The sequence below is a fragment of the Clostridia bacterium genome (assembly GCA_024685775.1).
Taxonomy (GTDB): Bacteria; Bacillota; Clostridia; order Christensenellales; family CAG-1252; genus CAG-1252.
This window is the reverse complement of the sequence record JAIKVL010000026.1, coordinates 47,164-58,897: the sequence shown is the minus strand read 5'-3', so window position 1 is coordinate 58,897 and position 11,734 is coordinate 47,164. Positions and strand designations below refer to the sequence as shown.

The 11,734-nt window shown below is 53.7% G+C and carries 8 protein-coding genes and 1 riboswitch; all 8 genes read right to left on the bottom strand.

All coding sequences use genetic code 11. From position 1 onward, the window contains the following. Positions 1–328: 328 nt before the first annotated feature. The 8 genes from K5753_04895 to K5753_04860 all read right to left on the bottom strand — a co-directional run bounded on the left by K5753_04895 (position 329) and on the right by K5753_04860 (position 11,525). Positions 329–2,662 (bottom strand): EAL domain-containing protein, encoded by a 2,334-nt coding sequence (locus K5753_04895; protein ID MCR4726538.1) that lies wholly within the window; start codon positions 2,660–2,662, stop codon positions 329–331. A 4-nt stretch (positions 2,663–2,666) separates the two neighbouring features. Beyond that, complete coding sequence (locus tag K5753_04890; protein MCR4726537.1) at positions 2,667–3,335, bottom strand: signal peptidase I; 669 nt, start codon at positions 3,333–3,335, stop codon at positions 2,667–2,669. Beyond that, a complete protein-coding gene (locus tag K5753_04885) occupies positions 3,332–6,370 on the bottom strand; it encodes a DUF2357 domain-containing protein (protein MCR4726536.1) in 3,039 nt (1,012 codons plus the stop codon). The genes K5753_04890 and K5753_04885 overlap by 4 nt, the downstream gene beginning before the upstream one ends. Before the next feature lie 15 nt (positions 6,371–6,385). Further along, a complete protein-coding gene (locus tag K5753_04880; protein MCR4726535.1) occupies positions 6,386–7,945 on the bottom strand; it encodes a hypothetical protein in 1,560 nt (519 codons plus the stop codon). A gap of 108 nt (positions 7,946–8,053) precedes the next feature. Beyond that, a complete protein-coding gene (locus tag K5753_04875) occupies positions 8,054–8,791 on the bottom strand; it encodes a signal peptidase I (protein ID MCR4726534.1) in 738 nt (245 codons plus the stop codon). Between the two features lie 168 nt (positions 8,792–8,959). Further along, on the bottom strand, positions 8,960–9,898 hold the full coding sequence (locus K5753_04870) for a hypothetical protein (protein MCR4726533.1): 939 nt from the start codon (positions 9,896–9,898) through the stop codon (positions 8,960–8,962). A gap of 59 nt (positions 9,899–9,957) precedes the next feature. Next, complete coding sequence (locus K5753_04865) at positions 9,958–10,749, bottom strand: hypothetical protein (GenBank protein ID MCR4726532.1); 792 nt, start codon at positions 10,747–10,749, stop codon at positions 9,958–9,960. Next, positions 10,746–11,525 (bottom strand): EAL domain-containing protein, encoded by a 780-nt coding sequence (locus K5753_04860; GenBank protein MCR4726531.1) that lies wholly within the window; start codon positions 11,523–11,525, stop codon positions 10,746–10,748. The genes K5753_04865 and K5753_04860 overlap by 4 nt, the downstream gene beginning before the upstream one ends. A 54-nt stretch (positions 11,526–11,579) precedes the next feature. Continuing rightward, a riboswitch (cyclic di-GMP riboswitch) is annotated at positions 11,580–11,656 on the bottom strand. Positions 11,657–11,734: the final 78 nt, after the last annotated feature.

Sequence of the window (11,734 nt, the reverse complement as noted above, 5' to 3'; positions counted from 1 at the left end):
CGGAAGATCGCATATCGGTCCGAAAGGTGGGAAGAAGACAGGGTGACCGTCGTGTTTCCGATCGTTACGGTCACGCTGTAAGCCGTCAGGGAATTCTCCGTCATATACGACGAAGTCGCGGGGACGTACAGCGCGTCCGTCGCCTTCGGAAGTATGATCGATAAAATCCTCATTGAAAAAGCGGACGGCGTCTTGTACGAAAGGAAGAAGTCCGGAAAATCCGGTTGTTCGTTTTACGAAGAATAAAGAAATCCAAGAATAAATAAATCGCTGAAAACAAAAGCCGCGAAGGTGGACTTCGCGGCTTTTTCGTTTGGGTGTTTTCGTTTTATTTTTTGTCCTTCGCGGCTCTTTCCGCGGCGAGGACGGGGTTCTCTCGCGCGAACGCTTCCACGAATTCGTTGTAATCGCTGCTGCTCATCGGCTTCGCGAAGAAGTAGCCCTGAATGACTTTGCATCCCATTTCGCGCAGACGTCTCAGATCTTCCAATGTCTCCACGCCTTCCTGCGTCGTCTTCATTCCCATCTTCTTTCCGACGTCGATAACGCTTTGCAGAATAATGCGGTCGGTCTCTTCCGAATTACCCTTGTCGAGGAAGAATTTATCGAATTTGATCTCGTCCATATCGAGGAGCTTTAAGACGTTGTACGTCGAATAACCCGTTCCGAAATCGTCGATCGAGCATAAGAACCCGTTTTGGCGCAGTTGGCGCGCGACCTCGGACAAATACTCGTAGTTTTCGTAGGCGAAGCTCTCGGTAAATTCGAGGGTGATGAATCCGTCCGCGATATTGAAATGCTTCTTGACCTTGATATAGTAGGCGAGGAAGTCGGACTGGATCGCCGTAACGCGGGAGATGTTGACGGAGAACGGATAGATCTTTCTGCCCTCCGAGATCCATTTCGCGACGTTTTCGCAAGCGGTGTAATAGATTTGTCTGTCGAGCTTGGAGATAAAGCCGTTTTCTTCGAAGACCGGCAGGAATTCGGCGGGGGAGCGGTAGCTCTGCGTCTCGGGGTTATACCAACGGACGAGGATTTCCGATCCGTCGATGCGGTCGTTTTCCAAGTTGTATTTCGGTTGATAGAAGACGCGGAATTCGCCCTGTTCGAGCGCGGGTTCCATTCGGTTTTCGATTTCCGCTTTGACCATATAGTCGGAGCGCTTGGTCTCGTCGTAATAGTTGACGATGCGATTGATGTCGGTGCGCGAAGGCATGTCGGAAACTTCCATCGCCTTTTCCACCATCTTCGTAACGGAAGTGCTTCTGTCCTTTCCGATTTTATAGACGCCGAAGAGCATCTTCATATCGTAATCGTCGGGGAGTTCGTCGCCGACGTAATGCCTTCTCGCGGCTTCGAACAAACTGACCAAGCGGTTTTCGAGGCTGGCGTCTTCGCCGTAATGCAGGAGAAGGACGAATTCTCCGTCGTCGACGTAGCCGAAGACTTCGCCTTCCATCATCGCTCGCGCGAAGATGCTGCGGATATGGCGCAGGATCGCGGTCGTGGCGGCGTCGCCGAATCTTTCGCTGATGTAACTGAAATGCTGCAAGTGAGAGACGACGACGGCGAACGACGTGTATCTATGCATGGAAAGAATGTCTTTCGCGTCACGCTCGAATTTCAAAAGCGTGGGGCATTGGAGCAGCGTGTTGACCGTGTCGATCTTCTCGATCTTTTGATAGATGCGGCGACGAGAGATGACGTAATAGATCGAGAACATAACGACGACGAGGAGCAAAATGACCATCGTCACGATACATGTTTCGACGAGGGTAAAGCCGTTGGCGTAGACGGTCTTTTCATTGAACACGCTCGCGACGAAAAGCCCTTCGTCCTTCTCCGACGCGCGCCCGATGACGACGACGTAACGTTCGCCGTGCAAGATGACGGAAAGCGTCTTGTTTTCTCCCGATTCGAGCGCCTCGCGGACGAGCGTCTCGGGCTTCGTGTCGTTGGATTGTTCGCTGAGGTAGGTGAAGAAGGAGTTATTTAACTGGACGTTGCCCTTTTTGTCGTATAAGATCGAAAGGATCTGCGCGTCGCTCGCGTTGTTTGCGCAACAAATAACGCTGAGGTCGGAGTACTCCGCTTTTTTCATATCGATATCTTTCGCGAAGGAGAGGACGACGTCTTGCGAGAAATAAAGGACGACGCCGTCCGTCAAGATCCCGTTCGGAGTCGGGCAATAGCAAGCGACTCTCGGTTTGACGCCGGCTCGGTCGTACAGCATTCCGTACGTCGCGACTTTTCCGTTTCGCGCCATATCGAGGACGTAGACGCTTTCTTCTTCGGGGTCGACGGAGAGCCCGTTATGATCGTACTCTTTTTCGTTTCGGAAATAGGCGACCGCGGAGATCTCGTCCTCGTCGCCGGTGGAGTGAAGGACGCCGCGCAGGAAGGATTGCAGATCGAAATCCGAGGTCATACTCCCCGCGACGAGCGCGACGGCTTGGGTCTTTTCGCGTATGTAATCCATTTTACTCGCGAATTTTTCGCGAACGTCGAGCGCGTAGGTTTCGGCGGTCGAGACCGCTTGTTCGCTCGATCCGGTGTAATACTGCATCGTAAGAACGATGACGTTGACGAACGCCGCGATCGTGATCAGGATCAGGATAACGAACGCGATATCGACTCTGTGCGCTTTGAATTTATCCATACCGTCATTCTCCTCCTTTTTCCGATTTTTCGTCTGTCTGCGGCAGGTCTTCAAGCCCCGCGCCGCTTTCTTTCAGGCGCTGCACTTCTTCTTCAATCAGGCGACGGATCTCGTCGCTCTTTTTTTTCTCGTCGTCCTCCGTCTTCGCCGCGATCGCCTCTTTGACGTCCGGGAAGACCGAAAAACTCATCGTTATGATAAACAGGATCAACAGGACCGCGAACCCGATCGGCGTCATGGCGATCCTTCCGAGGAAGGTCAGAAAACCGATCTTCTTGACGTAGCGTCCGACGACGTCCTCGGGCTTTGCCGAATAGATCCCGTCGTCTTGGTCGTTGTTGTCGCCTTTGGTGACGATCGTGTTGCCCGATTTCGCGATGATGCGGTGGGTGTTGAAACTTCCCTTGATCCTCGGGTCGGTCGAGCGAAAGACGATGACGTCGCCGACGTTTACGTCGTCCGCCGTGGCTTTTTCCACGAGGATGTACGTTCGCGGGGGAATCGTCGGATCCATGCTTTGGGTCATGACCCACATCGTCGTTTTATTAAAGAGGAAGATCGGAGAGGTCGTTACCTTCGAGGCGACGAAAAGGGCGAGAAACGCGAAGACGAAGATCCCGAACAGGATCTTCAATCCGAGCTTCAATGCCTTTGCGATCTTTCCATTCTTCATCTCTTATTCTTCCTTCCGAACAAACGGGAGAAAAATCCTTTTCTCGTTTGCTCGCTCGCGGCGTTCGAGCGTTGATTACGTCGGTTCGCGCCGCGGGAATTCCCTTCGAGTTCTTCCATCGTGATGGGCTTGGGGTTCAGCTTGTCGCCGCCGACCGGAACGGGTTTCGGAGCGGGCTTGATTTCTTCCGCTTCGGGTTGTTTCGGCTCTTCGAGGGCGACGGGCTCGGAAATTTCGGCTTCTTCGCGCAGGAACAAGGGGTCGCCCGCGCCGCCTTCCGCGATATGGGGCTTTTCGACCGCCGGCGCTTCTTCGATCTGCTTTTGAATCTCTTCTTCCTCGGCTTTTTCCACGGCGCGGAGATATTCCGCGGGGGAGACGAGGTCGAGGACGACGGTCTTTTCCTTTTCTTTTTTGTTCGCCTTTTCGCGCTCTTTGTTGTACTCCGCGACTTCTTCCGACCAATCGATCTTTTCGCGGACGACTTTTCTCTTTCTCGGGCGGAATTCTTCGGAAGCTTGCCCTTTGAAGACGCGGCGGCGGATCTCTCCCGCGGCGAGCGCTTCTTCCGTCGTCATTTCCTTGAAATCGGTCGAGGCGACGGTCACGGGCTTTTTCGCGGCTTCGAGATCTTCGGTCGCGAGGTCGCAAAGCTCCAAAGCGCGCTTCAAGCTGCGCGGTCCTTTGACTTTGAGAAGGGAAGGCGTCTGCTCGAATTTTTTAACGGACGAACGGTCGGTGACGCCGTACTTCCCGTCGAGAGAAGCGGGGTCGAGGGCGAAATAGACGCGAAGCGTCTTTCCGATGAGCGAGACGCGCGCGATGGTCTTTCTGCCCCTGTAAAAGTCGATATGGTCGAACGCTTTGCGCTCTTTAACGCCTTCTTTGGAGAGAAGGGCGTTCGCGAAGCGGCAGTACGCGTCCTTGATAAAGTCGCTCGCCGAAGCGAGTTTCGCGGAGAAGGATTTGACGAAAAGGATCTTTTCTTCGTTCGCTTCGTCCTCTTCGTCCGATTCGGCTTCTTCCCCTTGCTCGTCCGCGACTTCGGGCGCGGATTCGGGCGCGGGCGCGCTCGTTTCTTCTTCCTTCGGCTCGGTCGTCGGATATTCGACGGGGAGGGTATCCACCGCCGACTTGATTTCTTCTTCGGGCGATTCTTCTTCCAAAAGGTCTTCGCGCTCTTTTTCGATCTCTTCGATCGCTTCTTTCGCCTCGTTCTCCGCGAGTTCTTCCGCGGCGAGCGCAACGGAGACGTAAAACGCGATCTCGTTTTCTTCCGGTTCGGCGTCTCGGACGATCTCGGTGACTGCGGCTTCTTCTTGCTCTTCCGCGCGTTTGGCTGCGCCGTAGGCTTTTTGCGTGACGACGCGCTCCGGCTCGTCCTCGTTTCGGATCGCGGTGTCGGAGAAATGGCGGAAGAAGACGTACTGTTCCGCGAGCGAACGGCGGACGAGGTCCGCTTGCTCCTCTTGGATCACTAGGTCGCGCTCTTTGGTCGTTACGCCCTCGTCGTCATAGCCTTCCAAGAACTCCCAAAGATCCAAGCATTGGCGAAGATTTTTGTTTTTCAAGATCGGGTTCGTGTGGACGACGGGCGGTTTGATGACCGCGTTCCCCATCTGCGCGCAGAACTCGCTCGATTGATAGTCGGTGATGACTTCGTTCAATTTTTTGACGCGCGCCCAAAGATCGCTTTGGAAAAAGCGGGTCTTTTCCCTTTCTTCGGTCGGGGTGGAAAGCTCGATCTCGAAAGAGATCTTGCCTTTTTCTTCGTCCGACTCGATCTTGTCCGTAAAGGAAAAGACGCATGCGTGGCGGTTCGCGCCGTATTCGAGAGCCTCTTCGTAGCGCGCCGTAACGAAAGAGAACAGGCGCAAAAGAAGGGTGTTCACGAATTTGTTTTCATAGGTCATGACGGATTCGTCGCGGAAGACGTTCAGAAGTTTGGACGGGATCACGACGCCTTTTTCTATGCGGGAGATAAGCCCCGTGTGTTGGCAAAGGTGTTTGATCGAGCGCGTCGTCACTTTCTTCGTGCGTTCGATCGGCAAAAGCTCTTCGGTCTCTTCGATGAAGTGAGAAGGAGAGCGCGTAACTTCGTCGAGCGCGAGCAGGCAATCTTCGATCGCGGTTACCCAGCGTTCGTCGATCGCGCGAATGACCGATCTTCTGACGAAACGGATATCGCCTTCTCCAGTAAAGGAGTTTAAGATCTCGACGTACTTTCCGTGGCGCTCGGTCAGGGCGACGTTGGTCGCGGCGGTGTCGGCGAAAATATCGTCCGCGTGCGCGTTTTGCTCGGTCGCGAAAAAGATCGGGTTAAGCGCTTCGCCTTCGACGATCGCGGTCCCTTCTTCGACCGATTCGCTTTCCGCGTTTTCCGCGCCTTCCGCGCCGCCTGCGCCTTTTTCGAGCTCTTCGATCGTCTCTCCCGGGACTTTTTTCTCGGTTTCGACGTAGATCAGGTTCTCTTTTTCGACGGTGATGACGTTCCTCTTTGCGCCGATCTGGCGGATCAATCCTCTCGACAAAAGGACGGGGATCGAAGAAGCGGGGAAGCTTTTCGCCGTAACGGGCGGGAGCGGATGCTCCTTTTCTTTCAAAGAGAAACTTTCCGCGACTTCTTTAATGACGCGGAGCGCAAAAGCGAGACCTTTTTGGCTCTTGATGCGGAATTTCGAGGGGAGAAGCGCGTTCTTTTTGGCTGCGCTCGAAGGAGAAAGGCGATAGCGACCCTCGGCGTGCGTCGCGGGGTCGATCGCAAAATAGATCGTCAGGGATTTTCCCGAAAGGGAGATCCTCGCGAGAGGTTTGCGCTTGTAAGAAAAGGTCGCGCAGGAAAAAGAAGTCTTCGCCGTAACGCCGTCAAAAGAGGAGAGCGCGTTGAACAGGGCGGCATAGGTCTCCTTGACGTCCTTTCCGCTCAAACAGAGTTTCGCCAAAAAGGACTTCGTATAACGAAGGTTTTGGACCCACGGGGCGCGCGTATCGGTTTCCGCCGCGCCGAATTTGGCGGTTTCGTTCTTCGGATTCATAGGGGTCGCCCCTTATCAGGACTTCTGCAAACGCCTTAGATAGGCGATGCTCTCTTTCATTTGATCCTTGCCGAAAAGGGCGTCGAGTTGGAGGATCAAACCACGGATCTCGCCGCGGATCAAGGAGAGGTTCAAAGCGTCGAATTTGCGGAAAACTTTCGTCGCGAGGACGTAGTCGATGCCGTCGGTCTCCGTTCCGCCGCAAGCGATATAGACGGGGACGAAGATCTTCATTTGCTTCATAATACGGTTACCGAAGGCGACGCGGAAGCGCTCGATGACGTAGAGATCGAGTTTTTCGATCTTTTTCAGCGATTCTTCGCGGATCGGATACTCTTCGACCGCTTTCTTATAAAGGCTTTCGATATAAGAGAAGCTGATGTTCTTCGCTTCGGTCGGAGGCGCGTCGAAGGGCATACCCTTGCTGTCGAGGTTGATGACGAGGGCGCGGTCGTAGACCTTATCGGAGACGGCGAAAGTCGAATCGTCGTTGTTTGCGGTGCCGATGTACCAGACGTTTTGCGGGATGGTCAGTTTGCCGTCCACGAGTTTCTTCGGATCGTCCGGCCAAGAGGAAGGAACGAGCTCGATCTTCCACTCGGCGGGGTTCGGCATTTCGAGGACGGAGAGCATCTCCGCGAAATAGTATTCGATACGCGCGATGTTCATTTCGTCGAGGACGATGATATTGACGTCGTCATTATACGAAGATTCGTAGATCCTTTTCAGGACTTCGGTTTCGTTGAACTTCTTGGTAAATTCGTTGAAGTAGCCGAAAAGTTCGCTTCGGTCTCTCCAAGAAGGCTGGACGGAAGCGATCGTCGCGTCGTTCAGGAAATATTTTCCGAGCGTATAGGGGAGAGAGGTTTTACCGGTACCGGAGATACCTTGCAGGACGATGAGCTTCGTGCAGGAAAGCCCCGCGATCATTAAGCGGATCGTCTTGATCTCGTAATAGAGATGGGAGTGATAGCAGGCGAAATTGCGGATGTCTTCGCAAAGCGCGGCGAGATCCATTTCGCGGTTATAATGGGGCGGGTTGTAGTAGACGTACTTTTCGTCCACCGCGGAGAGCCTCGCAAAGCGATTGCCTTCTTCTTCGACCGCGCCGGCGGCGCCTTCCGCTTGCGCTTCCTCGCCTTCTTTCGGGAATTCGTCCGAGACGCCGAGGACGGCTTGCATTTCTTCGCGGCTGAGCCCCGCGGAAGCGACTTTGAGGTTCATAATCTTCTCTTTTTCCGCAGTCAAGCGGATGACGTCGCGGTGGAGCTCCGCGATCTCTTCGAGAAGGTCTTCTCTTCCGACCGCGGTGCGACGGAAGCGAATGTACTTACGGATGGCAAGGACGATAAGGAAGATCAGCGCGCCCCAGATCGCGAGCGTCAGCAAAAGGACGAGGATAACGAGGACCCACGCCCATCCGAATTGCTGCCCGGCAAGTTGCCTGCCGTACACGCCGAAATTAAATATTTGTCCGATTCCGAGGAAGAGGTTGGAAATGGCTTGCCAAATGCCGCCGAGCATTTGTTTCATAAACATCAAGAACCAATTTCGGAAGTTATCGAAATAAACCATATCTATCCTTTGATGCCATAAAGCGAGGCGCGCGAGAGCCTTTCTCCGCGCTTACGCTCCGAAAGTCTGCCGTTTTTCGGAGAAAAAGTTTGTCGTGTCGATCGTGAATTAAGCCTTGTCGTTTTCGTCTTTGCTTTCTTCGCTTTCGTCTTGCGTGAGGGAGCGTTTGTACTCCTCGATCGCTTGACGGCGGATCTCGTCTTTTTCTTCTTGGGAGATCTCGGTCTTCTTGCCTTTGACCTTGGAGAGGGTCAGGAAGAAGCGGACGATCTCATAGAGGAAGAAGAGGATCAGCGGAATGACGACGAGACACAAGAAGCCCGTGCGGCTTTGCATAAAGGCGAGGAAAGAACCCATGCCGTGAACTTTCGTGTCGCCCTCTTTCCAAGTGCAGATGATGTCGTCCGGCCTAACGGAATAGCCGTCGTCATCGACGTTCACGGGATACATATCTTTATTGTCGCCTTTCGTGCGGAAGGAACAGTCCTCTCCGTTGACCGTCTTTTTGACGATGCGGTGGGTGTTGATCTCCTTCACGCCGTCGCCGTTGATATCGGCGAAGAACGTAATGATTTCGCCCTCTTCCAACGCTTTCTTTTGCTCCAAAGTGAGCGTCTTACCGGCGAGCATATCGCCTTTTTCGAAAGTCGGCTTCATCGAATCGGAGACGACGTTCAAAATGACCTTGTCTCCGAGGATCGGAACTCCGTAATCATTGGACACGGACGCAAAAGCGAAAACCATCATAAGGAAGGCAAAGATCAGAAAAATCCACAACAGGACGTTGAGGACGATCTTTACGACTTTATTCGCGTTCGATTTCTTCGTTTGGGAAGTATTTTCCATAGCAATTTTCTCCGATTTTTTTAAGAATCATTACCGAGCCCGATAAGAATACTTAAAAATTGTATCATAGATACAAGGGGATTGTCAATAGCGGAGAAGAAACCCCCGCTTTCGAAAAGAGCGCTCCGGCGAGCGGAAAAGCCCGTCGGAGCGTAGTTTCGTCAGCGATTATGCCACAACGGAACCGATTGCGGTGACCGCCGTCTCCGTTCCGCCGATGTGGAATTGGAGTCCGAGGGTGTATGCATTGGTCAAGGACGCGTAGGTGTCGTTCTTGCAGGTCGTGTCTTCGCCTTCGAGCCACAAGCGGACGGTGACTTTGTTGTATTCGGTCGCATTCGCCGCGATGCTGTCGATGACCGCTGCGGTTCCGTAGGTAACGGTGTTTACGGAGTCCGTCGCGTTAACGGCTTTGCCGGCGGTTTGGTTCGCCGCGTCGGAGAGCGTAAGGATCGTTTTCAAATCGGAAGCGCTCACCGCGGTGTCGAGGGCGGTATTCGCGCTGGTGCTTTGCGCAAAGACCGCAACTCTCCACGCCTTTTCGGTCGTGATCGCAGCTCCGTTATAGAGAAGATTGAGCTTCGTGAGTTTCAGGTCTTCCGCAGCGCCGGAAACGTTGGTCGCTCTGAGGTAGAAGACGTAGTCGATGTAGCCGTAAACGACGGTGCTCGTCGTGGGAGACTCGATGCCGTACGCGGTTTGGAACGCGACGTCGTAGTTGGTCTTGCCCGCGTTGGTGTTCTCGAGAGCGTTGGTGACGGGGTTGCCGGTCGCCGCTTCGCTGTAAGCGGTGTAGGCCGCGGCTTTCGCTGCGCCGGTGGAATCGTTAACGTTCGCTGCGCCGGTGTAGAAGAAGCTGACGCCGTTCACGGTCGAAACCGGGCGGAGGTGACCGGAGCGGTTTTGCGTAAGCGCGATGTCGTAGCTCGCTTCCGAATTGGTCGTCGCGATCTTCAAGTTATCGTCGACTCTGGTATCGACGCTCATGCCGGTGACGGTGACCGTCCTGTTCATCGAGAACCAAGCGAAGGTCGAAGTGCCGACGAACGCCGCCGCGATGAGCATCATAAGAATGGAAGGGATCATTTTTCTGAGTGCTTTTTTCATTTTTCTCAAATCTCCTTTAATTTGATTTCTTTTTATATATCATCGGCTTGCGCCGTTTTTCAGTCGTTTTGTTGTACCGTTACCGATCTTCCTTCGATCTCCATATCGAATTTGATCTTTCCGTTTACGATGCTGTCGTTGCAATCGGTATCGTCTCCTTCGACCCAGATCACGACGGTGAATTTGACGTACTCTTCGGGAAGGACGTAATCGATCGCGTCTCGACAGACGACGTATTTTCCCGCAAACGGTCTGTCGCAGAAGTGATCTTCTTTGCCCGTTCCGTCCGAACGCGTCTTCGCGTAATCGGTCGGGGTCCCGTTGACGTACAAGCGAACGCGCATACATTCGTCTATATTGTTCGTCACGTTGTTGAAGGTCATTTCATACGCCATCGCGACGGGGGTTCTGCTGACGTTCTTGCAGTAGAACGTGTAGGCGAGGTGGTTGTCTCCGTTGTGTTGCCCGTCCACGTTGTCGATGTTCTTCGGAAGACCCGCGCCGCAGATGTTCGTGATCTTAACCTGCTGGTCGCAGACGAGGCGGGAACTTCTCGAACGGAAGTCCGGACTTTCGGACAGCGTGATCGAGTAGCTTGCGTCGGGATTGTCTACCGCTACGGAGAACCTTCCGGTTCGGTTGTAGAGCAGGACGAAGGAGTAACCGACCATCAATCCCGTAAATCCGATCGCCACGAAGATCAGAAGGATCTTTTTCAGGATGCGGTAATGCATAACTTCCGCGGCGTTTCTTCGAAGGATCGTGATTCTGCGTTTTCTGCCCGTCGTGGAGGCTGCGTCCTCGACATCTTTATCCGCCGCGTATTTAAGCGTTCGGTTTCTGAGTTTCATAAAGATGCCTCCACGTCCTTTTTGATGCTTTCAAGGTCCCGCGTTTCCGTCGGAAAGTTGAATTCGCCCGCGTAGTCTTTCGAGGGCATGATGCCGAAGCATTCCGCCGCGATCGCTTCGCGAATCTGGTCGTCCGATCGAACGCCCGTCAGGATGATCTCCGTCCGAAGCGAGCGAAGCAAGCTCGTAAACGCCGTAAAGACGCCGGGTTTGTTCCTGTCGCCCGCGAGCGCCGTCATCTTTTCGGAAAAGAAGACGTAATCCGTGGGGCAGGCGGTCAACGCCGCAAGGGATCTCTCCCCCGAGAAGCCGTCGATCGCGGTTTTGAATCCCGCGCCGCGTGCTTCCGACGCGCCTTTTTCGGCGATCGCACTTTCAAGCGCGTTCTCGGAGAATATAAGGCATATCCTTTCTTTTCTTTCGTCTGCCGTCTCTTCGAACGCCGCAAGGTTTTCCGCTACGTCGCTTTCGAGGAAGGACCTCGTCACGAACGCCGCGATGAATGCCGGGCGATTATCCGCTTTTTCGAGTTCGTCGAGGGCGCGGATCGCGCTTTTTACGTTTCCGATCGACCATTTTATCCCGATCTCGTGATCTTCGATCGCGCTTTGATAATCGGTCAGGACGCCGGACGCCGTCGTAAATACCTCGGTTTCGCCGACGTACGCGATCGGGGTTTCCCCGTATCCGTCGTACACGCCGCGGTATTTCCTTTCGATGGGTTTGACACCGGACGCCAGCGTTTCCGCTATGATTTTTTCAATGACTTCCGACATCTCGCGCTCCTCTCCCTTGATTAAAAAAGCCGGCTGCAGTTTCGCTCTCGCGATTTGTGCAGCTGGCTATCTCGTTCAGGGACCCTGTAGTTTTGCGTCATTGCCTTTCGACAATTTTGCCCGTATTCTTTTTCCTCATTATATGTTTGATTTCGCCCTCTGTCAAGAGGAAAATTAAAAAATTTTAACCATTCTCGCATTTTGTAAAA

What these genes read in the sequence shown, in the direction of transcription:
- K5753_04880 (MCR4726535.1), bottom strand. Translation starts at nt 7,945, where the DNA reads ATGGTTTATTTCGATAACTTCCGAAATTGGTTCTTGATGTTTATGAAA.
- K5753_04895 (MCR4726538.1), bottom strand. Translation starts at nt 2,662, where the DNA reads ATGGATAAATTCAAAGCGCACAGAGTCGATATCGCGTTCGTTATCCTG.
- K5753_04865 (MCR4726532.1), bottom strand. Translation starts at nt 10,749, where the DNA reads ATGAAACTCAGAAACCGAACGCTTAAATACGCGGCGGATAAAGATGTC.
- K5753_04860 (MCR4726531.1), bottom strand. Translation starts at nt 11,525, where the DNA reads ATGTCGGAAGTCATTGAAAAAATCATAGCGGAAACGCTGGCGTCCGGT.
- K5753_04875 (MCR4726534.1), bottom strand. Translation starts at nt 8,791, where the DNA reads ATGGAAAATACTTCCCAAACGAAGAAATCGAACGCGAATAAAGTCGTA.
- K5753_04890 (MCR4726537.1), bottom strand. Translation starts at nt 3,335, where the DNA reads ATGAAGAATGGAAAGATCGCAAAGGCATTGAAGCTCGGATTGAAGATC.
- K5753_04885 (MCR4726536.1), bottom strand. Translation starts at nt 6,370, where the DNA reads ATGAATCCGAAGAACGAAACCGCCAAATTCGGCGCGGCGGAAACCGAT.
- K5753_04870 (MCR4726533.1), bottom strand. Translation starts at nt 9,898, where the DNA reads ATGAAAAAAGCACTCAGAAAAATGATCCCTTCCATTCTTATGATGCTC.